At 59.1% G+C, this 23,502-nt stretch carries 21 protein-coding genes; 14 read left to right on the forward strand and 7 right to left on the reverse strand.

Annotated elements, in window-relative coordinates; translation table 11 throughout:
- Nucleotides 1-30: 30 nt before the first annotated feature.
- The 8 genes from ACSQ9D_RS10405 to ACSQ9D_RS10440 are packed head-to-tail and all read left to right on the forward strand — an operon-like array spanning nucleotide 31 to nucleotide 7,973.
- Nucleotides 31-843: an SDR family NAD(P)-dependent oxidoreductase gene (locus ACSQ9D_RS10405; protein ID WP_436283812.1), complete on the forward strand. Its 813-nt coding sequence runs from the start codon at nucleotides 31-33 to the stop codon at nucleotides 841-843.
- A 25-nt stretch (nucleotides 844-868) separates the two neighbouring features.
- Nucleotides 869-2,320 (forward strand): aldehyde dehydrogenase family protein, encoded by a 1,452-nt coding sequence (locus ACSQ9D_RS10410; protein ID WP_436282170.1) that lies wholly within the window; start codon nucleotides 869-871, stop codon nucleotides 2,318-2,320.
- Nucleotides 2,317-3,408 carry a tartrate dehydrogenase gene (locus ACSQ9D_RS10415; RefSeq protein WP_436282171.1) on the forward strand — a complete coding sequence of 364 codons (1,092 nt, stop codon included), beginning with the start codon at nucleotides 2,317-2,319 and terminating at the stop codon, nucleotides 3,406-3,408. Before ACSQ9D_RS10410 ends, ACSQ9D_RS10415 begins: the two co-directional genes overlap by 4 nt.
- 24 nt (nucleotides 3,409-3,432) lie before the next feature.
- A complete protein-coding gene (ltnD, locus tag ACSQ9D_RS10420) occupies nucleotides 3,433-4,332 on the forward strand; it encodes an L-threonate dehydrogenase (RefSeq protein ID WP_436282172.1) in 900 nt (299 codons plus the stop codon).
- A gap of 24 nt (nucleotides 4,333-4,356) precedes the next feature.
- Entirely contained in the window at nucleotides 4,357-5,625 is a 1,269-nt protein-coding gene (gene otnK / locus ACSQ9D_RS10425) for a 3-oxo-tetronate kinase (protein ID WP_436282173.1), read from the forward strand.
- The gene (otnC, locus tag ACSQ9D_RS10430; protein WP_436282174.1) at nucleotides 5,622-6,272 is read left to right on the forward strand and encodes a 3-oxo-tetronate 4-phosphate decarboxylase; all 651 of its coding nucleotides are present in this window, start codon (nucleotides 5,622-5,624) and stop codon (nucleotides 6,270-6,272) included. The genes otnK and otnC overlap by 4 nt, the downstream gene beginning before the upstream one ends.
- Nucleotides 6,260-7,030, forward strand: coding sequence for a hydroxypyruvate isomerase family protein (locus tag ACSQ9D_RS10435; RefSeq protein WP_436282175.1), 771 nt, complete (start codon nucleotides 6,260-6,262; stop codon nucleotides 7,028-7,030). Before otnC ends, ACSQ9D_RS10435 begins: the two co-directional genes overlap by 13 nt.
- Before the next feature lie 28 nt (nucleotides 7,031-7,058).
- A complete protein-coding gene (locus tag ACSQ9D_RS10440; protein ID WP_436282176.1) occupies nucleotides 7,059-7,973 on the forward strand; it encodes an NAD(P)-dependent oxidoreductase in 915 nt (304 codons plus the stop codon).
- A 452-nt stretch (nucleotides 7,974-8,425) separates the two neighbouring features.
- Here the strand turns inward: ACSQ9D_RS10440 and ACSQ9D_RS10445 are convergent, their stop codons facing one another.
- A complete protein-coding gene (locus ACSQ9D_RS10445) occupies nucleotides 8,426-9,112 on the reverse strand; it encodes a VOC family protein (protein WP_436282177.1) in 687 nt (228 codons plus the stop codon).
- Nucleotides 9,113-9,234: 122 nt separating this feature from the next.
- Nucleotides 9,235-10,215, reverse strand: a complete 981-nt coding sequence (locus tag ACSQ9D_RS10450) for an AraC family transcriptional regulator (RefSeq protein ID WP_436282178.1) — start codon at nucleotides 10,213-10,215, stop codon at nucleotides 9,235-9,237.
- A gap of 226 nt (nucleotides 10,216-10,441) precedes the next feature.
- On the opposite strand from ACSQ9D_RS10450, the gene ACSQ9D_RS10455 reads away from it, so the two are divergent.
- Complete coding sequence (locus ACSQ9D_RS10455) at nucleotides 10,442-11,731, forward strand: epoxide hydrolase family protein (RefSeq protein WP_436282179.1); 1,290 nt, start codon at nucleotides 10,442-10,444, stop codon at nucleotides 11,729-11,731.
- A gap of 50 nt (nucleotides 11,732-11,781) precedes the next feature.
- On the opposite strand, the gene ACSQ9D_RS10460 is transcribed toward ACSQ9D_RS10455, so the two are convergent.
- The 3 genes from ACSQ9D_RS10460 to ACSQ9D_RS10470 form a co-directional block, all read right to left on the reverse strand.
- Nucleotides 11,782-12,672 (reverse strand): DMT family transporter, encoded by an 891-nt coding sequence (locus ACSQ9D_RS10460; RefSeq protein ID WP_436282180.1) that lies wholly within the window; start codon nucleotides 12,670-12,672, stop codon nucleotides 11,782-11,784.
- 83 nt (nucleotides 12,673-12,755) lie between these two features.
- Nucleotides 12,756-13,787 (reverse strand): DUF3095 family protein, encoded by a 1,032-nt coding sequence (locus ACSQ9D_RS10465; protein WP_436282181.1) that lies wholly within the window; start codon nucleotides 13,785-13,787, stop codon nucleotides 12,756-12,758.
- Nucleotides 13,788-13,858: 71 nt separating this feature from the next.
- On the reverse strand, nucleotides 13,859-14,254 hold the full coding sequence (locus ACSQ9D_RS10470; RefSeq protein ID WP_436282182.1) for an Ohr family peroxiredoxin: 396 nt from the start codon (nucleotides 14,252-14,254) through the stop codon (nucleotides 13,859-13,861).
- A gap of 227 nt (nucleotides 14,255-14,481) precedes the next feature.
- Here ACSQ9D_RS10470 and ACSQ9D_RS10475 point away from each other — a divergent pair, with 227 nt between their 5' ends.
- The 3 genes from ACSQ9D_RS10475 to ACSQ9D_RS10485 all read left to right on the forward strand — a co-directional run bounded on the left by ACSQ9D_RS10475 (nucleotide 14,482) and on the right by ACSQ9D_RS10485 (nucleotide 19,225).
- The gene (locus ACSQ9D_RS10475) at nucleotides 14,482-15,789 is read left to right on the forward strand and encodes an epoxide hydrolase family protein (RefSeq protein WP_436282183.1); all 1,308 of its coding nucleotides are present in this window, start codon (nucleotides 14,482-14,484) and stop codon (nucleotides 15,787-15,789) included.
- A gap of 56 nt (nucleotides 15,790-15,845) precedes the next feature.
- A complete protein-coding gene (locus ACSQ9D_RS10480; RefSeq protein WP_436282184.1) occupies nucleotides 15,846-16,253 on the forward strand; it encodes an Ohr family peroxiredoxin in 408 nt (135 codons plus the stop codon).
- Nucleotides 16,254-16,348: 95 nt separating this feature from the next.
- Complete coding sequence (locus ACSQ9D_RS10485; RefSeq protein WP_436282185.1) at nucleotides 16,349-19,225, forward strand: ATP-binding protein; 2,877 nt, start codon at nucleotides 16,349-16,351, stop codon at nucleotides 19,223-19,225.
- Between the two features lie 50 nt (nucleotides 19,226-19,275).
- Here the strand turns inward: ACSQ9D_RS10485 and ACSQ9D_RS10490 are convergent, their stop codons facing one another.
- Together ACSQ9D_RS10490 and irrA are read right to left on the reverse strand one after the other, a co-directional pair.
- Nucleotides 19,276-20,436, reverse strand: a complete 1,161-nt coding sequence (locus tag ACSQ9D_RS10490; RefSeq protein WP_436282186.1) for an arabinose transporter — start codon at nucleotides 20,434-20,436, stop codon at nucleotides 19,276-19,278.
- A 59-nt stretch (nucleotides 20,437-20,495) separates the two neighbouring features.
- Nucleotides 20,496-20,909 (reverse strand): iron response transcriptional regulator IrrA, encoded by a 414-nt coding sequence (gene irrA / locus ACSQ9D_RS10495; protein ID WP_436282187.1) that lies wholly within the window; start codon nucleotides 20,907-20,909, stop codon nucleotides 20,496-20,498.
- Between the two features lie 397 nt (nucleotides 20,910-21,306).
- Here irrA and ACSQ9D_RS10500 point away from each other — a divergent pair, with 397 nt between their 5' ends.
- Both ACSQ9D_RS10500 and panD read left to right on the forward strand, forming a co-directional pair.
- Nucleotides 21,307-22,392: an alpha/beta hydrolase gene (locus ACSQ9D_RS10500; protein WP_436282188.1), complete on the forward strand. Its 1,086-nt coding sequence runs from the start codon at nucleotides 21,307-21,309 to the stop codon at nucleotides 22,390-22,392.
- Between the two features lie 392 nt (nucleotides 22,393-22,784).
- Nucleotides 22,785-23,240, forward strand: coding sequence for an aspartate 1-decarboxylase (gene panD / locus ACSQ9D_RS10505; protein ID WP_436282189.1), 456 nt, complete (start codon nucleotides 22,785-22,787; stop codon nucleotides 23,238-23,240).
- Nucleotides 23,241-23,502 lie beyond the last annotated feature (262 nt).

The raw sequence follows: 23,502 nt of genomic DNA on the forward strand, positions 1-23,502 counted from the left end.
TGGGCAGTCTATCGGAGGACTATCGTGAACATGGGTACGAACAACATCGATTCAGCGGTCCCGGCTGAGGCGCGGGATTTCAGTGTAAGAGACCGGGTCGTGCTCGTAACAGGGTCCGGCCAGGGCATCGGCCGTGAACTCGCTCGCCAATTCGGGGCCGCCGGCGCAATCGCCGTAGTCGCCGACCTGAGCCTCGCTAACTCCGAAAGTGTTGCCAAGGAGATCGCGGATGCTGGCGGCAGGTCGCTAGCCTTGTCTGTCGACGTATCCAAAAAGGAGTCTGTGGACACTATGGTCGCGGCCATTGAGAGGGAATTCGGCCGCGTAGACGTACTCGTCAACAACGCCTCCATCTTCTCGGCACTTGTAAAGCGTCCATTCGATGAGATCCCGGCCAACGAGTGGCAGAAGGTAATGGACGTCAATGTGAACGGCGTCTTCTTCTGTGCCGCCGCAGTCGCGCCGGGCATGAGGAACCGAGGTTTCGGCCGCATCATCAACATTTCGTCCGCATCAGTTCACCGCGGGACGAAGAACTATCTCCATTATGTGACGTCCAAGTCGGCGCTGATTGGGATGACCAATTCGCTCGCTCGCGAACTGGGTCCTCACGGCGTCACCGCGAACTGCATCCGCCCAGGCACTGTGGCGACCGAGGTCGCGGAACGGGTCGCCAACCTCACTGCGGAAATTCGCCAACGGAATATCGATCTGCAGTGCATTCCACGGACGATCGTTCCGTCTGATCTCGTCGGCATAACCATGTTCCTCGCCACCCCGGCTGCGTCGTTCATCACCGGGCAGACGATCGCCTGTGACGGCGGCTACACCCACAGCTTCTGATCGGTCGATCAAGCGGAGTAATGCGATGAAACACTACGGAAAACTGTACATTGATGGCCGCTGGCAGGAGCCTACGAACGTTGGCCAGAAGCTGCTTACGGACCCGTATACGGAGACGCCGTTCGCTTCAGTCACGACCGGAGGAACCGCAGCTGACGTAGACAAGGCCGCTTTGGCGGCAAGGCGCGCTTTCAATACTTATTCGAAGACCTCTCTTGAAGAGCGGATCGCCCTAATCGACCGCATCATTGCATCCTACGAAGAGCGCGTAGACGAAATCGCCGACGTAATGGCGCAGGAAGTCGGCATCCCCGTCAGCGCCCGCGCCCAAGCGACCGGCCCGATTGGCCATATGAAGGTCGCTCGCGATCTTCTCAAAACCTACCATTTCGAAAGCCGACTCGGGGACACGATCATTCGCCGTGAGCCAATTGGGGTTTGCGCTCTGATCTCCCCCTGGAACTGGCCCGTCCAGACGCCTGTCATCAAGGCAATCTACGGCATCGCCGCAGGTTGCACAGTCCTTCTCAAGCCCTCTGACGCCTCCCCGATCAGCTCGGTCATTCTCACCGAAGTATTCGAGAAGGCCGGCGTTCCCGCTGGTGTCTTCAACCTGATCATCGGTCGAGGCAGCCAGGTCGGCGCGGCTATGTCCACCCACCCCGAGGTGGACATGATCTCGTTTACGGGCTCGACCTCCGCGGGGGCACGTGTCGGCGAGGCCGCGGCTCAGACCATCAAGCGCGTTTCGTTGGAGCTTGGTGGGAAATCCGCGAACATCGTTCTCCGGGACGCCGATCTGGAGAAGGCTGCGCGTTGGAATATCCAGCGGTGCTTTTTCAATGCTGGCCAATCCTGCCATGCACCTAGTCGCATGCTCGTGCATGAAAGCCAGATGGAGCAGGTCGCAGCGCATCTGGTCGACGAGGTGTCGAAGTATAAGCTCGGCGATCCCCGCGATCCCGCTACAACGATGGGTCCGGTCGTCAACCAGGCCCAGTATGACAGCATCCAACGTTACATCCAGATCGGCATCGACGAAGGTGCCCGTCTTGCCTGTGGTGGGACCGGGAAGCCTGAGGGCCGTAACCAGGGCTATTTCGTGAAGCCGACGGTCTTCACGCACGTCTCCCCCGAGATGACCATCGCCAAGGAAGAAATCTTCGGCCCCGTGCTTGCAGTCATCCCCTACCGCTCCGAAGAAGAAGCGTTGGAGATCGCAAACGACAGCCCCTATGGCCTGGGCGGCTACGTTTTCGCCGGCGACCGAAGGAAAGGATACGAGTTCTCCGCCGGCCTGCAAGCTGGTCGTATTTGCTTCAATGGGGCGGCGACGAATTCGGTCACCCCGATGGGCGGATACAAGCAGTCGGGTATCGGTCGCTCAATGGGCAGCATCGGCCTTGAAGAATATCTCGAGACCAAATCCGTCTACGGTTTCGAGGAGGAGGCAAGCAGCTTGCCCGAGTTCGCATGACATCCTCGTCAGGACAGCGCACGCATAAGATCGCCGCCATTCCAGCAGATGGCATCGGCCCGGAAGTCATTGGGGCCGGCCTGGAAGTACTCGAGGCTCTGCAGCGCCGTTCTGATGACTTTCGGCTTGAGGTGAAGCAATTCGACTGGGGTTCCGACTACTTCCGTAAGCACGGTCGTATGATGCCGGAGGACGGTCTAGATCAGCTCCGCGATCATGATGCGATCTACTTCGGAGCGGTCGGCGCGCCGGACATTCCGGATCATGTCACCCTATGGGGACTTAGACTGCCGATCTGTCAGGGATTTGACCAGTACGCGAATGTCCGCCCAACGCGGATCCTCCCGGGGATACCGACTCCTCTGCGCGACAGGGGGGTCGGTGACCTCGACTGGGTGATCGTGCGCGAAAACTCCGAGGGTGAATATTCTGGCCACGGCGGCCGCGCTCACCGGGGACTGCCCGAGGAGGTCGCCACCGAAGTGGCAATCTTCACGCGCGTTGGGGTCACCCGGATCATGCGGTTCGCGTTTCAAATCGCCCAGTCCCGTTCGCGTAAGCAGCTTACCGTCGTCACGAAATCAAACGCACAGCGCCATGGGATGGTGATGTGGGACGAGATCGCGGCCGAGGTTTCGAGGGAGTTTCCGGACGTCAGATGGGACAAGGTTCTCGTCGACGCCATGACTGTCCGGATGACGCTTCACCCGGAAACCCTGGATACCGTCGTAGCAACCAACCTGCACGCAGACATTCTGTCAGATCTGGCGGGCGCGCTCGCCGGAAGCCTTGGCGTAGCACCGACGGCGAATATCGACCCCGAACGACGGTTTCCTTCGATGTTCGAACCCATCCACGGATCGGCATTCGACATTACGGGCAAAGGCATCGCCAATCCCGTCGCGGCCTTTTGGACAGCATGCCAGATGCTCGACCACCTCGGTGAAACGGATGCCTCGATCCGGTTGATGAAGGCGATCGAGACCGTGTGTTCGGCAGGAATTTCCACGCCCGACGTCGGGGGTACCGCGACAACGCGGGAAGTTACCGACGCGGTGATCAACGCAATCTTTGGATCCAACACCTGATCGTTGGAACGTACGGAGAGTAAAATGAAAGTTGGCGTTTTTGGACTGGGATCGATGGGGTTCGGAATGGCTTCCTCCCTCGTTCGCGCTGGCCATGAGGTCTTCGGCGCGGACGTGAACCCTGAGGCGGTGAAGCGACTTCACGCCAATGGCGGCTCGACGACCGAGCTTGGAGCTGCAGCACGCGAACTCGATGCTGTCGTCGTCGTGGTCCTGAACTCAGCGCAGACCGAGGAAGTGCTCTTCGGCAAAGACGGGGTCGTTTCGAAGCTCTCCCCGGGTGCAGTCGTTATCATGTGTGTCACGGTCGCTCCCGAGTATGCGCGCAAGGCAGCCGAGCGCTGTTCTGCCCTGGGCATCAACTTCCTTGACGCCCCAATCTCCGGTGGATCGGTGAAGGCCGCCAACGGCAAGCTTTCAATCATGGCTTCCGGCACACCCGAGGCGTTCTCTCGCGCCCGGCCGGCCCTGGACGCCATGGCCGAGAAGGTTTTTGAGCTTGGTGACGCTGCCGGCGCGGGCTCGGCTATGAAGGCCGTTAACCAGATGCTTGCCGGGACACATATCGCGGCAATGGCTGAGGCCATTACCTTCGGCATCACCCAGGGCATCGATCCCGAGACCTTCCTCAAGGTTATCCCTCAGTGCGCTGGGACGAGCTGGATGCTCGAAAATCGCGCACCGCACGTGGCTGCAGGTGACTACACGCCTCACTCAGCCATCGACATTTGGCCCAAGGACCTCGGAATTGTGCTCGACGTGGCTCGCGCCTCGAAGTTCTCCGCGCCTATTACCGCAGCAGCCCTCCAGCAGTTCGTAGCTGCGTCAGGAATGGGCCTCGGCCGAGAAGATGACGCTGCGGTAGCAAAGATTTACGCACGAAACGCGGGGATCGAACTGCCTGGCGTTAAGTCCGGATCGTGATCCAAATCCGGTAGGAATAGACAAATGGCAACGTTCTTTGGCGCAATCGCCGACGACTTCACAGGTGCAACTGATTTGGCTGGGTTGCTCGCTAGATCGGGCGTCCCTGTTTCCCTGCGTATGGGAGTTCCGACGGAGCCGCCGGAGAATACAGCGCCGTTGGAAATTATCGCTCTCAAGTGCCGAACAAGCCCGGTGCAAGAAGCCGTTCACGAAACCCAAGCGGCGCTTGAATGGCTGAAAGCTGCGGGTGCACAGCGGTACTTCTGGAAGTATTGCTCCACCTTCGATTCCACGGCCAAGGGCAATATCGGGCCTGTGGCAGAGAACCTGATGGCTGCACTCGGCGTCGATCAGACCATCTACTGCCCTGCCTTCCCCGAAAACGGCCGCGCGATCTTCATGGGCAATCTCTTTGTCGGTGAACAACCGCTGTCGGAGAGCCCGATGAAGGATCATCCGCTCACGCCGATGCGCGACTCCAATCTCACGCGTCTGCTCGCTCCGCAGGTCACGAAGCCGGTCGGCCTTGCCAACCGTCTGGCTGTTGCGAAAGGCGCTGCAGCGCTTGGAGAACGGTTGGCCGAGCTAGCCGCGAACGGCGTCGCCCATGTCGTAGTCGATGCTGTCGCCAACGACGACCTCTACGCCATTGCGGAAGCCTGCCAGGACATGACACTCCTGACTGGCGGCAGCGCCGTGGCGATGCCCCTACCCGAGCTATGGGCAAACCAAGGACTTCTCGAGAAATCGACGCCTTCAGATGTCCGCTCGTACGATCCCGGCCCAGCCATCGTTCTGTCCGGCAGTTGCTCGTCGATGACCAATAAGCAGGTAGCCGATTTCCTGGAAAAGGGCGGACCAAGCTTCAAGCTTGATCCCTTGGAGATCGCTGAAAGCGGAAACGCGAAGGTGCTGAACTGGCTGGCCTCACAAGATTCGTCAGCCACTCCCCTGATCTACGCAACCGCCGCGCCCGACGCCGTGCGCGCAGCCCAGGAGCGCCTCGGTGTTGAGCGAGCCGGGTCCCTGATTGAAGAGACGTTGGCAGCCTGTGCGACGGGAGCCCGAGACAGCGGTTACCGCCGCTTTGTCGTCGCTGGCGGGGAGACTTCCGGAGCCGTGACGAAGTCACTGGGCGTCACCCGTCTCAACATCGGAGCCGAGATCGCCCCGGGCGTGCCGTGGTGTTTCGCGTCCTCGCACAACGCGAGGATCGCAATCACACTCAAGTCGGGCAACTTTGGAAACGAGCAATTCTTCTCGAAGGCCTTGGAGGACCTCGAGCCATGAGCGAAGAAGCACGCCTGCGTGAACAAATCTGCGACCTCGCGAAGTCCCTGTTCGACCGCGGCCTGACCCACGGGTCGACAGGCAACATTTCCGCCCGGACCGCCGACGGCGGCCTGCTGGTCTCCCCGACAGGAACGAGCTTTGGCCGTCTCGACCCTTCGCGGTTGAGCCGGTTCGACAGCGAGGGCCGGCATGTCAGCGGTGACAAGCCGACAAAAGAGATGCCTTTGCATACCGCGTTCTACGACACCAGGAGCCAGGCCGGCGCTGTCGTTCACCTGCACTCGTGCCATGCGGTCGCCTGGTCGATGATGCCGGACGTCAACGAGGACGACTTTCTTCCTCCGTTGACCCCGTACGCGATCATGCAGCTCGGCCGTGTGAAGCTCCTGCCCTTCTTCCGGCCCGGCGATCCGGCGATGGGCGAAGCCGTCCGCGGGCTGGCCGGCAAGCGCACTGCCGTAATGTTGGCCAACCACGGGCCAGTCGTGGCGGGGAAGGACGTAGAGGCGGCCTGCAACGCCATCGAGGAGCTGGAGGCGACAGCCCGCCTCGCCATGCTGACGTGCGGATGCCGTCCGCGCCAACTCAAGGCCGAAGAAATTCTAGACGTCGTAACGACCTTCAATGTGGAGTGGGAAGCGTGAAATTCTCAGCGAACTTAGGCTTCCTCTGGAACGACCGTCCCCTGCCCGCGGCAATCAAGGCCGCGAAGGAAGCAGGTTTTGATGCAGTAGAGTGCCACTGGCCTTACGCCACCCCTGCCGTGGAAACGAAAGCGGCGTTGACCGAAGCCGGCCTCAAGATACTCGGATTGAATACTGTCCGCGGCAACGTCGCGATTGGCGAAAACGGGTTGTCCGCGCTTCCAGGAAGAGAAGAGGAAGCACGCGCGGCTATCGACCAGGCAGTTCAATACGCTACCGAGATTTCGGCCGGTGCAATCCACGTAATGGCAGGCAATTCGAGCGGTCCGCGAGCACGCAAGGTCTTCATCGAGAACCTTGTGTATGCATGCGGGAAGGCCGGATCGAGCATCACGATCTTGATCGAGCCGCTCAACCACTACAACGCGCCCGGGTATTTCCTGAGCACGGTCGAGCAGGCCGCTGACATCATTCGCGAGGTGGCAAAGCCCAACCTCAAGCTGATGTTCGACTTCTACCACGTCCAGATCATGGGTGGTGACGTTACGCGCCGCTTCGAAGCTGCTTTGCCGTATGTCGGCCATGTGCAGATCGCCTCGGTTCCGGATCGCGGAAGCCCGGACCACGGCGAGCTAGACTACTCGTTCGCCCTTCGACGCGTACGCGAACTCGGCTGGGCTCAGCCGATCGGTGCCGAGTATTTGCCCGCGAACGGTGCGGTTCCCGACCTCGCCTGGCTTGCATCATTCAAAGACTGAAAACGGAATTCCAGGAGAGGAGAAATCCATGAGTAACAAACCGGTCATCGGCTTCATCGGCGTCGGCATGATGGGCCACGGCATGGCTAAGAACATTCGCACCAAGGGCTACGAGCTTTGGTTCCTGGACCAACGCCCGATGCCCACCCTCCTGGAGATCGGTGCGAAAAGCGCTGCGAGCCCCAAGGACATCGCAGAGAGGTGCGACATCATCCACATCTGCCTCCAAAATTCGGGACAGGTCGAGAAGGTCGTAAAGGGGAACGACGGCATTATCGCTGGGCTTCGTCCCGGACTTGTCGTGATCGACACGTCGACCTCTGATCCGTCATCCACCCTACTGCTCGCACAGGAGATTGAGACAGCGGGCGGGAAATTGATCGACGCCTCACTGGGGCGGACGCCTAAGGAAGCCGAGGAAGGCACGCTTGATGCCATGGTTGCTGGCGACGACGAGGTGTTCGAGCGCGTGAAGCCTGTGATCGAATGCTGGGCCGGCCGTGTCATCCGAGTAGGCGCTGTTGGAAACGGACACAAAATGAAACTGCTGATGAACTTCATCGGCATGAGCTACGGCGCACTGTACGCCGAAGCCGTGGTCCTCGGAGCAAAGATCGGCATTACGCCCCAAGCGATACGGGACGTCATCACGGGTAGCAGAATGGACAGTGGGTTCTTCGGCACGTTCATGAAGTACGTCGTCGAGCGTGATCGTGACGCCCACAAGTTCATGATTTCCTACGCAGCCAAAGACCTCCGCTACGTCAACAACATGGCGGCCGACTCCAAGGTGACAAGCATCATGGCTTCGGCCGCGGTGCAGTATTACACGCATGCCGAGGCGATTGGGCACGGTGACGACTTCGTGCCGATGCTGAGCGACCTCGTCGGCAAGCTTAATGGTGTCGATATGGAAGACGAGGTTCGCAAGGGCGCGCGTTGATGCTATAGCGCCAGCGACAGCTCAATAGCGACTGGCTAGGATGCTCCTGGCCAGTCAATCAATCGATCCCCGCTCCCCGGCCACTTGAGAGGCTCACAAGCCAGTCAGCAATACGCCGGTGGTCAACTTCTTCTGATCGCTGGGTGGGCCTCTTCCCACGCTTCCGGCTCCGTAGCCTGGTACGGCCTCAAACCTGCACTCCGCCACCCTTTGGGGATGGTCCACCGTTTTGTTTGACGGGTCGTAATGAGAAGTACCTCGATACCCCGTAGAGATTTCCGATAGCAAAGCGCCCCTACCTGCTCTACCGAACCGTCTTGGAAAACCCTGTGCACGTAAGGGGCGTCAGCTTCGAAAAATATCTATCCGGCTGGTCCATCGCACAAACATGGAGCGATGGTCGATTCGCGGCAAGGTTTTCGCGTAAAGTGGCCTCCCCCTTGCGGGGATGGTTAGGTGGGCAACGGCTCCCCTGTTTGCTCCTGTACCATGTATTCCGCATACCAGCTCGGCCAACCTTCATCGTGTTGCCCGGTCAGCTTCTCGTGTTCGCCATGGGCCTCGGACGCGCGCCGCAGCGCTGCCTCGAGTTCAGCCGATGAGACGAAGGCTGCCCCGCCCGTGTCGATACGACCCTGCAAGCGACTGGTAACCTCCTGTAACAACCAGCCGTTCCCATCGGGATCACTGAAGGAAGCATAGGTTCTATAGGTGCGGCGCTCCGGGTCGTGGCCACTCACTCTCCGGCTCCCGAATAGGTACGGTTCGTCGGTACCCATGTTTACTTCTCCTGGATGAAACACTTCGCTGACGCTCACACCGCGCCCCAGCAGTTCCTCGCGCGCCGCGGTGATGTCGGAGACAATTAGGTACAGACCCCGCGCGGAGCCGGGCGCAGCCGAAGTGACATTCCTTCCGAAGATCACCGAGCACCCCGATCCGGGCGGCGTGAACTGAATTACGCGCCAGTCGTCACCAGTGGTGTAGTCTCCGTCTAGCCGCCAGCCAAGGCTGGCGTAAAAGCTCTTGGCCCGATCGACGTCGGCAACCGGGATAACAACTACTTCCAGTTTCATGTCGACGCCGCGCAGGCCCGTAGGCTGGGGTGAAGTTTCGCTGCGAACCTCGGTGTTACTCATGTGGAGTCTCCTTGGTTGGATGAGCTGCAATGTGGTGTATATCTCCCGAGAGGCCCGGGGCCGTCGGCCGGCGGCCTACATTTTGTGCGAACGGACGACTGCCATCTAAGGACGCTTTCTCCTCAGTGAGAGAGCCCACTCCCCTCACCTTGCGCGAGCGTAGCCGAGGGAGTTTCCCCGAAATGCCGCCTGTAACGCGTAGCAAATCGGCCTAGCTCGAAAAACCCGAGGTCCATCGCGATCTCAGTTACGGTTGATCCCGGTGATGCCGCTAAGAGCTTCCGCCGTGCCTCCTCGAGTCGACGTCTAGCGAGGAATTCGTGAGGCGAGCATCCATGAACCCGCTTGAAGCTGAGCTGCAATGAACGGACGCCCACCCCACTTGCGGCTGCGATTTCTTCGATGGCTATGGGGTCTGTCAGATGAGCGTCGATCCACTCCTCGGCGCTTCGCACCTGACTCTGGCTGACATCCCGCACTGGTTCTGAGGTTTCGGGTGATGCTTCGCTTATGCAGTCAACAATGAGGCTTACAAGGAGGCGCTCGGCGTAAAGGCGTGATTTCCCCGCTTCCGCTACCGGAGAACCCGGGCGTTCAACTTCGCCAGCCATCCATTTCGCCATGGAACGCAGGGCTTGTACGCGCGCGCTGTCCGGCAACACATTCAGCCAATTGGCAAACTCCGGCAGCTTGCGGAACCGCTGTTCGACGGAGGATTTCACTAGATCACCGTCGACCGTCAGGAGAAGGAGTTTGAAGGGACTGATGTCGAGATGGAGGTCAGACCCAGGAGCGTGGATGACTGCGTTGCCCGGATGCGAGTGAAATATATTCCCAGCTACCCGGTGACGAATGGAGCCATCCTCGTGCAGGAAAAGGCGAAAGTGATCGGAAAGTGGCCCTTCTGCCGTTAAATCCACGGCGCAGTCATGCTCGATGTAGGAAAAGCCGACCTTCCCCATATCCAGTTGGTTCCACCGGATGCCGTAGCGGAGATGGTCGACCTTGACGCTCCGGTTTCTCTCCCAGACCTGACCCGCGAATTCCGCGCCTTCGTCGAGATCGCCGCTCGCAAAAATCCGGTGTGTGCCCAGGAATTCCATGATCACGCCCCATACCCTTGAAGCATAATGCTACGGGATTTTAGTCGGCGAGCTTCGTCAATACAACGATCCGTGAGTTGCGGATGTCCTATGCCTCTTCGTCGGTGAAAGGGTGTGCCTTCGTCACTATGCGAAAAACGAAAACAAGGGTTTTTCGCATATCGCATAGCGACCCGATTGATTGTGTGACCTCCTATCCGGGTAATCGAGAAAAGGAGGAAGTGTCATGTCATCGATATCATCTATGATCACGCGCCGCACCGTTCTCGCCAGCGCAGCGGCCGCAGGTGCTGTCGGTCTTTTTGCAGGAAAAACGGCCGTCTCCGCCGGGGACAGCGAGGCCATCAGACCGTTCCAATTCAAAGCATCGGACGAGCAATTGACCGATCTCCACAACCGCCTTCTCGCCACCCGGCTACCCGAAAAGGAAACGGTCAACGACTTTTCGCAAGGGGTGCCGCTCAAGACGATCAAGCAGGTCCTCCAGCATTGGCAGACGAACTATGACTGGCGGAAGGTGGAAGCGCGGATCAACAGCTATCCGAACTTCATCACCGAAATCGATGGGCTGGATATCCATTTCATTCATGCCCGTTCGAAGCACGAGGATGCTATGCCGATCATCATCACTCATGGCTGGCCTGGCTCGATCGTGGAGCAACTGAAGATCATCGGGCCGTTGACCGACCCGACCGCGCACGGCGGCGACGCTTCGGACGCGTTCCACGTCGTCATTCCGTCGATGCCAGGCTTCGGGTTTTCGGGAAAACCGGAAACGACCGGCTGGGGTCCAGAGCGTATTGCCAGTGCGTGGATCACCTTGATGCGGCGGCTCGGCTATGATCGGTTTGCCGCCCAGGGAGGTGATTGGGGTGGAATTGTCACCAACCAGATCGCCGTGCAGGCCCCGCCGGAGTTGCTCGGCATCCACACCAACTTCCCCGAAACAGTTCCTCCGGAGATTGACCAAGCGGCTTTCGCTGGCCGACCAGCTCCCGCAAGTCTGTCTGACGAGGAGAAGGCGACATACGAACAGCTCTCGTTCTTCTATAAGCATGTCTACTACGCCTTCGAAATGGGAACTCGACCACAAACCCTGGTCGCGTTGACGGACTCGCCTATGGGTCTCGCAACCTTCATGCTTGACCACGACGCACGAAGCCTGGAGATGATCTCCCGCTCGTTTGATGGCAAACCGGAAGGGTTGACGCCCGACGACGTGCTCGACAATGTAACGTTGTTCTGGCTGACGAACACAGGCGTTTCGGCTGCTCGTCTCTATTGGGAGAACAAGATTGCATTCTTTTCGCCTAAGGGCATCAAGTTGCCTGTCGCGTTGAGTGTTTTCCCGGACGAGCTATTTGTAACACCGCGGACATGGGCCGAGAGGGCGTATCCCAACCTCATCCACTATAACAAACTCCCCAAGGGCGGGCATTTCGCAGCTTGGGAACAGCCGAAGCTCTTCACAGACGAGGTTCGGACAGGTTTGCGAAGCCTGCGGAAAGCTAGCTGAATATTCTCTGCTCGCAGCGGCCCATAGCCGCTGCGAGCAGATGGAATAGCTCATGCCTTCGCGGCTCGGGGTGCCTTCCGATTGGTAAGGTAAACCCCAGCGGCGACAATCACCGTGCCAACGATCAGTGGAGGGGTAAGTGGCTCGCCGAACGCGATGAGAGCCTGGACCGCTACCGTAGGCGGGCAGAGATAGATCAGGGACGCAGCGCGCGAGACCTGACCTCGGCGGATCAAATAGAGAAGCAGCGCAATACCCCCCACCGATATCCCGAATACCGACCAGGCGAGAGCGGCGTAGGTCTGGAGGGTGCCATCGAAGCGGAACGTCTCGAAGGCGAGCGCGAAGGGAGCGGTTAAGGCCAACGCACCAAGATATTGCAACGTCGCAATTGCGGTCAGGTCACCATCTTGAAGGTGCTTCTTCTGATAAATCGTCCCGTAGGTGACAGCGAACATAGCTACCAGATTAACGGCGAGCGGAATGCCAGCATGAAGGAGATCGGACGCACCGGGTTGCACGAGCTTCGGTGAAATGGCGACCGCGATGCCGATGAAGCCGAGTGCCAGGCCCGCCGTCTGTGAAGGGCGCAGCCGTTCGCCAATCAGGACGCTGGCCGCCAGTGCCGTGAGAAGTGGCTGCATGGCGGCAATGATGCCGGAGATGCCGGCCGGCACCCCGTGCGCCACCGCCCACCAGACACCGCCAAGATAGAAGCCGTGCAGGAAAACGCCCGAATGGACCGCCCGCCACGCCAAAGCCCCACTGGGCCATTTCGCCCTGATGGCAAGGCAGATAGCGCAAAAGGCAACGGCCGAGAGCGCGTAGCGGATCATGAGGAACGAGAATGGCTCGGAGTGAAGCGCCGCATACTTCGCAATGATCCAGCCCGTTGACCAGAGAAATACAAAAATAGCGGGAGCGAAACGGTCAAGGGTCATGAAATGCCTCTAGTGTTTGAGAAACGTTAGCGGTCGTAAATCTTCGGATTTTCGGCGTCCGAAGCCAGCTTCTGATCGTCGCGTCAACGCGGCTGATGAGCGTGCTTTTGTGCCTCGAGCAGTGAGGCCGCGGCCGTGTAGCCACCCCCCATCCCGTCCAGGAAGTGCAGATGGGACCCTCGAGCACCGACTGGGACGAGGCAGGTCATCAGCGCATGAGATTGGCGATGCATGCCGAAGTAGACTTCGCCCCGATCGTACGCCGACGTCAGGAGTGCTTCGACGTTCTTGATCTGCTCCGGCGTACAGTCCAGGGTCAGGCGAAGGACATCGTCGTATCGTCTGTAGTCGGAATTGAGAACGACGTCTGTCCACCCCTTGCCGCCGAGGTAGTCCGCAACGGAGTTGGTGATCACGACATCCTCGGGAACGGGACGTGATGAGCCATCCTCTACACCGAGCAAGGTAAGCAATCGCCTTGCCAGCAAGGTGAAGGCCTCGGGGCTGCTGTTGTCCTGGGACTCCACAAGAAGGGAGAGGATATCGCCACGCCGACTGGGAATGGGTGCCCACTCGCAAGTCAGCCCCTTCAGATCGGGCGTTGCGTATTCCTGACACGGCAGGAGCGCGTGATTTCCAGCTTTGATCTCACGGTCGGCCCAGTTCAGCCCGCCGCCGGCGAACATAGCGTACGTGGCCGTCGGCGAGGCGGCGTAGCGCGCTACTTTCACGTCGCTTCCGGACGCTCGTATGTCTTTCACGGCCACTAGGCCGATCCTGAGGCTGAGCTGCAGTTGATCGCGCGCATAGCCCGCGACGCGCCGCAGGACGCCGATCGCGGCTTCTTTTGCATCGGGATCGAAGGCAAAAGCCGCGCCGTCGCCGCGAAACACGAATGGAAAGTCGAAATTGCCGAAAGCATTGCCCAGCGCCGCGATCGCCGAAGCGCCCGCGTAATTGACATCCTTGAACTGCCCTCGGGCGATAGCCGAGGTTGAATCGACGACGTCGGTGATTCCAATCAGCCAGTCGTCGGGCAACGGCGAGTAGCTTGTCGTGTCCAGCAGTTCGCCGAAATCGCTGCTGGCTTCGAGTTGTCGGAATGCCTTGTCCATTGAAGCCTCCTACATCAAAGATTTGCTTGCCTGACCTGCCATCGTGGCAGGCCAGGCCAGGCGGGCTTCCGTTAGATGAGGGTTGTCACAACATCGACGTTGCCGTGCGTTGCCTTCGAGTACGGGCAAATGTTGTGGGCGTCGTGCAGCAGCTCGGTTGCCACTGCGGGGTCGATGCCAGGAACGCTGACGTTGAGGCGAGCGCTGAGGAAGTACGAGCCCTCCTCCAGGTTCAGATCGATCTCGGCGTCGACGGCCACTCCGGCCGGAAGTTTGATGTGCTTCTGCGAGGCAGCATACTCGATAGCGCCCATGTAGCAGGCCGACCAAGCAGCGCCGAACAGGTTTTCCGCTGCCGGATGTGGCTGCTTCATCTTGATGTCCAGATGGCCATCGCTGCTGCGTGCGCCGCCATCGCGGCCGTTTGTGTTGTGCGTCTTACCCGTGAACAGAACCTTGTGTGTCATGGCGAAACTCCTCTGTGTTGGTTGAGTGTCTGCACCGTTGTGCTGCCAACAGAGGTACTGCCGCACAGCCGAAATCGCACGTTAGTCGTTGTTAGACGTTGATTGCCGCGGCCCTCCAACAAACAAGGATTAACAACGCCTAACGTGAGCACGGAACCTCGTGGGCGTAGCTTTCTGAGCAGCACAACGGTGCCGACGTTCAACCTTAGTTCTCGAGGAGAGAGACCATGAGCATCACCGAAACCGACGCTATCAACCAGGACCGTCGTCGCCTCTTTGGTGCCGCCGCTTTGGGTATCGCAGCGCTGGGCGTTGAAAGCCTGCTTCCGGGACCCTCGCACGCATCCGGTGATCCGGAAGCCATCCGTCCATTTCAGGTCAACATTCCAGAAGTGGACCTCGTCGATCTACGACGGAGGCTCGCCAGTACCCGCTTGCCGGAGAAGGAAACGGTAAGCGATTTCTCGCAGGGCGTGCCGCTCAAGACAGTGCGGCAGGTCTTGCGCCATTGGCAGACAAAGTATGATTGGCGCAAGGTCGAGGCCCGGATCAATAGCTATCCGAACTTCATCACGCAGATCGACGGACTCGATATTCACTTCATTCACGTTCGTTCAAAGCATGAAAACGCGCTGCCGCTCATCGTGACGCATGGTTGGCCGGGCTCGATCGTCGAGCAACTGAAGATCATCGGTCCGTTGACCGACCCGACTGCATATGGCGGTGAAGCTTCCGATGCCTTCCATGTGGTCATCCCATCCATGCCCGGATACGGCTTCTCGGGCAAGCCCGACGCCACAGGCTGGGGGCCGGAACGGATTTCAACGGCATGGGTCACCCTGATGCGGCGGCTTGGATACAAGAACTTCGTCGCCCAGGGTGGCGACTGGGGAGCCGTTGTCACCGACATGATCGGCGTTCAGGCCCCGCCAGAGCTGCTGGGCATTCATACGAATATGCCGGGGGCCATTCCGGAGAAGATCAATAACGCCTCCTTTGCCGGCGCTCCTGTTCCGGATGGCTTGTCGGACGAGGAGCGTAGTTCCTATGACCAGCTCGTCTCCTTCTACAAGAACGTCTATTACGCCTTCCTGATGGGAACGCGGCCGCAGACGCTGACCGGATTGGCCGATTCACCGATCGCGCTTGCGACCTACATGCTCGACCACGATGCCCGAAGCCTTGAATTGATCGCCCGTTCCTTCGACGGTCAGAAGGAAGGTCTCAGCCCGGACGACGTGCTCGACAACGTCACGCTTTTCTGGCTCACCAACACGGGCGTTTCCGCTGCCCGTCTCTATTGGGAAAACAAGCTCGCGTTCTTTGCGCCCAAGGGCGTCAAGGTTCCGGTCGCGGTGAGTGTCTTCCCAGATGAGCTTTACCAGACTCCGCGCACGTGGGCTGAAGCCGCCTACCCCAAGCTCATCCACTACAACAAAGTGGCGAAGGGGGGCCATTTCGCGGCCTGGGAGCAGCCCAAGCTGTTCGTCGATGAGGTGCGGGCCGGGTTCCGTAGTCTGCGGAAGTCTGGCTGACCTTTGTCCGGCGCGCGCATATGCGCGCGCCTCCCTCCTTCACCCGGGGTACGATCATGCAACATGTGCATACTGCCAGGACAGAGACGATTGGCAGCCGAGAGAACGGGTTCGCGCGCAGTTCGGACGGGGCTCTCGACATCAGGCTTTCAAACCCTGGCGGCAATCGGCTAGGCACGAACCCGGAGCAGCTCGTCGCAATCGCTTGGTCGGCGAGTTTCGCAAGTTCATTGAAACATGTCGCCGACATCAGGCGGATCAAGCTCCACGCGGATGTCAGGATATACGCCAATGTGGAGTTATCCTCGGACGACCAGGGATACGTCGTCGGCGTTCGCCTGGATATCTACCTGCCCGGCTTGGATCGGGAAATTGCATCTGCTTTGGTTGAAGCTGCTCGACTTGAGTGCCCATACTGCCGAGCAACACGCGGCAACATCCATGCCTTTTACAATCTTGTCTGAGTCCCGAAGTGCGCAAACCGAATGTTGAGCCACCATGGCTCCGAAAAAGAGGTTGGAGTATAAACAGCACGGTGGAGGTGGTTAGGGGGAATGAAATGACGCGGGCGACAGGCGATGCGGCAGGTGACCTGTCCTTCGGCCCTTTTTGTCTGAATGTGGGTCAGCGCCTCCTTGCGAAGGAAGGGGTTCCTGTCGAGCTTGGCGCACGCGCCCTCGACCTTTTGATCGCGCTCGTATCCGCTCCGAACACTCTTCTGAGCAAGCACGATCTCATGTCGCAGATTTGGCCGGACGTTGTCGTTGAAGAAGGTAACCTGCGCTTTCACATGACCGGGCTGCGTAAAGCCCTTGGCGATGGGCAGGACGGTGCACGCTACATCACCACGATCCCCGGCCGCGGCTACTGCTTCGTTGCCCCGATCTCAGGCTCGTCCCCTGCGCTGGTCCCCGATGATGACGCGGTGAAATTCAGGCATGCCAATCTTCCCAACCGCTTGGAACGTATGGTCGGACGTGAGAGTGATATCCTTGACCTTTCCGAGAGGCTGTCGAGATTTCCTGTCGTTTCCATCGTGGGAGGTGGAGGCGTCGGGAAGACTACCGTCGCAATAGCATTGGCCAATCAACTGGCGGGAGCGTTCGATGGAGCTGCAGTGCTTGCTGATTTCGGGACGCTAAGCGATCCATCGCTCGTTTCGCCCGCCCTCGCGTCCATGCTCGGAATACCCGTCGGCTCTGACGACGTGCGCCCCAGCCTGCTCGCCTACCTCCGTGACAAGCGTATCCTTTTAGTGTTCGATACCTGCGAGCATCTGGTCGATACCGTCGCAGACCTTGCGGCCAGCATCATCGACGCCGCGCCGCAGGTCCGCATCCTGGTCACGAGCCGTGAAGCTCTCAGGATTGAAGGCGAAAGCATCTACAAGCTGGACACGCTGCCCTGCGCTCCGGACGATCCTGAAATGACTGCCGAAAACATTCTCTCCTATCCGGCGTCCCAATTGTTCGTCGAACGCATCGCCGCGACCGGAGCGCCCTTGTCCCTAACCTACGACGATGCTCGCATCATTGCGGCGATTTGCCGAAAGCTCGATGGTATGGCACTGGCGCTGGAACTGGCCGCGAGACGGGTTCAGGCCTACGGCCTCTCCCAGACGGCTGCCCTGCTCGACCAGCATCTTGCCTTGGCATGGGTGGGATCGCGCAACGCGCCTCCTCGTCAGAAAACCTTGCAGGCGACCCTCGACTGGAGTTTTGGACTGCTTTCGGAACTGGATCGCACCGTTCTTCGGAGACTGGCGATCTTCGTTGGTGATTTCACGCTTGATGCCGCTTGGGAAGTGATCGCGACACCTCATCTTGATCGACCTGCGCTCTTCGGTGCCATCGATGGTCTGGTGGCTAAATCCCTGCTCAGCGCGAACTCGTTCGGCGCGATGATGCGCTATCGGTTGCTCGACACCACGCGCGCCTACGCGCTTCACGAGCAAACCGAAGAAGATCGCGCGGAACTAGCGGAAAGCCATGCATCGTACTACAGACGATGGTTAGAGCAGTTCGGGCCGGATTGGCCAACTCTCTCGAGCGGGCCCGAGCGACTGCCCTATTTCCTTGGCATCAACAACGTCCGGGCGGCCTTGGAATGGGCGTTCGGCGACAACGGCAACGCCGACGCCGGCATCAGTCTGGCCGCTGCGGCAGTTCCTGTATTTCAGGCTATGTCGCTCTTCCCGGAATGCCAGCGCTGGTCCGAACGCGCACTTTCTGCAATGAGAGACCACCTTCGGGGAAGCCCTGAAGAGATGCATCTTCAGGCTGGCCTTGGAATCTCGCGCATGTATCTCCACGGTGGCCGTGACACGCTTCCCGCGCTGACCAGGAGCTTGGAGATTGCCGAAGGTCGAGGAGATGCGGTGGATCAGCTCAAAGTCCTCGGTCCGTTGAACATGTTTCATCTCCGAACGGGAGATTTCAAATCCGCGCTCCAGTGTGCCTATCGCTGTTCTTCCGTCGCTGAGGCGACCGGAGAGTCGTCCGCGATTTCGCTTGGTCACTTCTTTCTGGGCAATTCATTGCACTTCAGCGGCGAACTTAGCCGCGCCAGGGTCGAATTGGAGGCCGCGTTGTCGAGCGATCCGCGCCCCAGCCGCGCGCCGGGAAGCTATGTCGGTTTCCAGGGTCGCGGGTTAGCAGGCGGAATACTTGCGAGGAACCTCTGGCTGCAAGGCCTTCCCGACCAAGCTGAATACAGGGCACGGCAGACGATCAAGGAAGCGGCTGAAGCGGATCATTCGTTGACGCTTTGCATCGCGCTGCTCGGTGGCATCGCCGTTTTCCTTTGGCGCGGCGACCTGGAGGGTGCTCAAGAGCACATTGATTGGCTGATTTCGCGTGCGGGGCTGCACTCCTTGTCGCCATACGTGTCAGTAGCGAGAGGCTTCGAGGCGGAAATCGCTATCCGCCGGGGAAATCCCAGCGCAGGGGTCGACAGCCTCCGTGGATGCATTGAACGGCTGCATGCCTCCACCTACGAGGTCTTCACCACTATGCTGGAAATCTCGCTGATAAAAGGGTTAGCGGCGCTCGGCAAAGTCGACGAAGGGTTGGAGCGTGTCGAGAAAGCCATCCAATCGGTCGAAAACAAGGGGGACTTCTGCTACGGCCCGGAACTTCTGCGAATAAAGGGGAGCCTTTTGGGATCGATTTCCGCTTCGGATGAGGCACGCCGTTGCATTGCAGGTTCCATCGCCGCCAGTCAAAAGATGTGCGCACGCAGTTGGGAACTGCGCGCCTCGTGCGATCTCGCCACTCTTGAAAGCAACCTCGGAAAACGCGAGAAAGCCGCAGCGATCCTTCGGTCAGTCCTTGATGGGTTCGATGAGGGCCACGACACCGACGATTTGCGGGCAGCCAAAGACATATCGATGCACGAGGGTGATGTGCCGATCGGTATCGAGGCATCAAGGGCGTAGCGATGTCTTTGGACGCTCCGGTAAAGCGCCGGGGCCTTCGGCGAGTCCGGCTATGCTCTTCTCATTATAGACACTGCCACAATCGTCGACAGCGATACGAGAAGCGCCGTGGTCACGAATATTGCCGGCAGCCCGGCGACATCGCCTACGAAGCCGAGTGTGGGTCCGCTCAGCGCAAGGGCGACGTCCAGACAAGCAGAGTACAGGCCCATCGCCATTCCGCGGTTTTCGGGCGGGGCAGCTCTTACGACTGCAATTCCGAACCCCGGGAAGACGAGCGAATAGCCGAAGCCGACCAATGCGGCTCCTGCCAGTGCGATCGTCGAATGGGTCGCCAAGCCCATCGTCAGCAGACCGATCGCCTCCACGATCGCGAATACCAGCGCCGTGACGGGGCCTCCGAGCCGATCGGGGATGTGACCAAGCAGGATACGGCTTGCAACCAGCGCGGTGGCAAAGCAGGTCACCGCAAGCCACCCATCGGCCCAATCGCGATGAAGGAACAGGAGGCTAGAAAATGCCAAGATACTTCCGTAGCCGAGGCTAGCGAAGGCGGAACCGAGCCCAGGGAGCCAAACCGCCTTGATGACGCTGAGCCTGGACGCGGAGGCCGTCGACCGGCCTCGTACGGGTGCAAGGGGTGCCACCAGCAATGCCATTACTAGCGGCAGTAGGATCGTCGCCGCGGCGATCGCCGCAAACCCCTCGATGGCAAACAAGGCGCTGCCGACGGGCGCTCCCGCAGCCAAGGCACCGAACATCGCTGTACCGATCCAAGCTATGACTTTCCCAGAGTGCTGAGGCCCCACTGTTGCCAGTCCCCACGCCACCGATCCTGTGATGATCAGGCTTTCGCCTGCTCCGAGGACCCCTCGTCCGGCTACAAGGATCGACGCGGACAACGCGGGATTTCCAATCACTGCCAATGAGGCAAAGTAGAAGGCACCTGCGACGGCAGCCAAAGACAGCCCGACGACCACCGCCTCCTTGGGGCCCTTGCGGTCGGCAAAATCACCTGCCCACAGCCTTGTCATCAGAGAGGAACAGAACTGGCTGCCCGTAATCAGACCGATAACGAATGTCCCAAATCCAAGGTCTCGGCTGACGTGGATCGGCAGGACAGGCATCCCCATGCCTGCGATTAGAAATCCGACAAAAACAACCGCCATCTTGGGAGCAAGCGTGACGAAGACATTTACGCGAACTCTCAAGGTTCGACTCCAAGCGATCTGGGTAGTTGGTGAGTGAAAGTGCGCCGCATGCCCGGTGATTAGCGGCCAACAGGGCGAAGCCTTATGACGACGTCCACGTTCGCGATTTCGAAGCCTGCCGGAGGAACTGCAATATTGCAGAGCGATATGTTGTCGCTGTCGATATCGTGGATCTCACCTTTGCCTTCGACGTAGAAGTGGTGATGGTCAGCGGTGTTGGTATCGAACCAGGTCCGAGCGCCTTCGACCGCAAGGACGCGGATCAATCCAGCGTCCGTGAAATCGTTCAATGCGTTGTAGACTGTGGCAACCGACAGAGCGACGCCGCCCGCGATAGCCTCCGCATGAAGGTCTTCCACGGTCACATGGCGATGTCCGTTTGCGAAAAGAAGCCTGTACAGCGCGATCCGCTGCTCAGTCGGCCGCAAACCTGCCTCTCGCAGGTCTTTGGCGATCGATGATCTTCGTTCCATTGTTATCGTCCAGAATCCACTCGGAATCTTTTCTAACAGAAAATCAGACCACGACACCTGGAACGAGCTGCCTCGACGACGGCCGCTATAACATAACGTTATATGAGTAGCGTCCGCACCGCATGCGCCGACGACCCGCGAGCAGACCTCGTTTGCCGTGCGCCTAAAGCCTGGTGTCCAGATGTGACGGTCCGCTCCTCTCGCGGCAGCATCGGCTTCATCGTTCCTGCACGCAAGAGGACTCCCATCTCGCCTATAGGCTGCGTTTATATCAGTCCAATTCGCTGATCTCGATTGATGAAAATCCCTCATTACAACAAGCGAAACACCGGCTCTAATCCGAGCGGCTGACGTCGATTACATGTCTTCCCGAAGTCAAAACAAACTGGAGATCGAGATGAGCATACCAAACGAGGCCAATCATGACGAGCCGGACGAAGGACGTCGCACCTTGCTGAAGATGACCGGTGTTGGCGTTGCAGCGCTCGGCGTTGCAACGGTCGCTGGTGCCCCGGTATTCGCCCAAGGGGATCCTGAATGGGACAAGGTATTCCCCAAGAGCGACAAGGTTGACCACGAGAAGGTTAGCTTCAAAAACCGCTACGGCATTACGTTGGCAGCTGATCTTTACCTACCCAAGAACCGTGCCGACGTCCGGCTCGCCGCAATTGTTGTAAGCGGCCCCTTCGGAGCTGTGAAGGAACAGTCATCGGGCCTTTACGCACAGACGATGGCGGAACGTGGTTTCGTGACGCTGGCTTTCGACCCGTCCTATACTGGTGAAAGTGGCGGTGAACCGCGGAACGTTGCCTCCCCTGACATCAACACCGAAGATTTCAGTGCCGCGGTGGACTTCATTGGTCTTCGCCCCGAAGTCGATCGCGAGAGGATCGGTGTAATCGGCGTATGCGGCTGGGGCGGGATGGCATTGAATGCCGTAGCCGTGGACAAGCGCGTCAAGGCCGTGTTGGCCAGCACCATGTACGATATGACCCGCGTGATGTCTAAGGGCTATAACGACAGCGTGACGCTTGAACAGCGCACAAAGGCGCTCGAGCAGCTTAGCCAGCAGCGTTGGGCAGATGCGGAGAAAGGGACTCCGGCGTACCAGCCACCCTACAATGTTCTAAAGGGCGGCGAAGCGCAGTTCCTTGTCGACTACCACGACTACTACAGCACACCGCGCGGGTATCATAAGCGCGCCGTGAACTCGGGCAACGCCTGGACGCAGACCACGCCGCTGTCGTTCATGAACATGCCGATCTTGACCTACATCGCGGAAATCTCGCCGCGCCCGGTCCTGTTCGTTCACGGTGAGAAGGCCCATTCGCGCTACTTCAGCGAAACAGCCTATGCCGCTGCAGCAGAACCGAAGGAATTGATGATCATCCCGGGTGCCAACCACACCGATCTCTACGATAAGGTGGACGTGATTCCGTTCGATAAGCTCCAATCGTTCTTCGCACAGCATCTCAGCGTCTAACGGCCAGTCGGGATAGCAAATTGCACGGCCGCTCGATCGACTCAATGTCCATCGGGCGGCTTTGTTTTTACGAGGCTTCCCTCAATCCTATAACTACCTACAGTTGAATAGCAAGTCCGCGCATCGGTGCGCAAGGGGTCTGGATTTTGGCACGTCGAAAGCATCCGTAAAAGATCCCGACATAGGAGCGTATCGTACCAAAACGACAGATTCCGGCCTGTTAACGACAACCCGAATGGGCTAGTACCCCTCTGCTCCAATCTGTTGGAGGCCACTCTTTAGGCCCCGGAAACGGGGCCTTTTTTCAACGGCAGCTCGTCGGTGCGCATGGTGCCGGCATCCCGCTGTCTGAAATACGTACGGTAACGCCGCACGTCGCTCAGGAGGAATCGATGCGCAAGTTGGTGGCAGGCAAGCTTCATGGACTTCATGTTACGGAGGCCAACCTCAACTACCACGGATCAATTACTCTCGATCCCGATCATTGCGAAGAGGCTGGCATCCTCCCGATGGAGTTCGTGGAAATCTGGAACAAGAACTCGGGTGCACGGATCTCAACCTACGTCATTCTCGGGGAACGAGGCTCGAGATGCTGCGTCCTGAACGGTGCGGCTGCTCGGACATGCCAAGCAGGCGATCAGATCATCGTCTGCAACTCCGTGTACCTGGATGAAAGCAAACTCACCTCACTGAAGCCGAAAATCCTTACTTTCGATTCCGACAACAACATCGTCGAAAGATTGAGCTATTCCGTGTCGATCGATGCCGACGATCGATACCGATTTGAGATACTGGACGAGACATCGAAAAGCCTGTCAGTGCCGCTGCTTGTCTCCGGTGCATCCTGATATCCCGCATCTCCGGGCGGTGTTTTTTGCCCCCACGTCTAACATGACGTCCCAGTCCACCGTTGTGCATTATTCGGAAAGCGCTTCTGGGCGACACGTCAGCACCGTCCCAACCCACGCCTATATTGCAAGGAGCCGGCGCTATGCGGAACTCAACGCATCGCGGCTTTCGGGCGTAAAGCCGCCGAGCAGCGTCGCCGCGGCCAGTTATGCTGAAACAACGACCTAGGCTCAGTGGAATTACGCTCAGTAGTTCGCTATC

Source organism: Rhizobium sp. LjRoot258 (assembly GCF_964254185.1).
Lineage (GTDB): Bacteria > Pseudomonadota > Alphaproteobacteria > Rhizobiales > Rhizobiaceae > Rhizobium.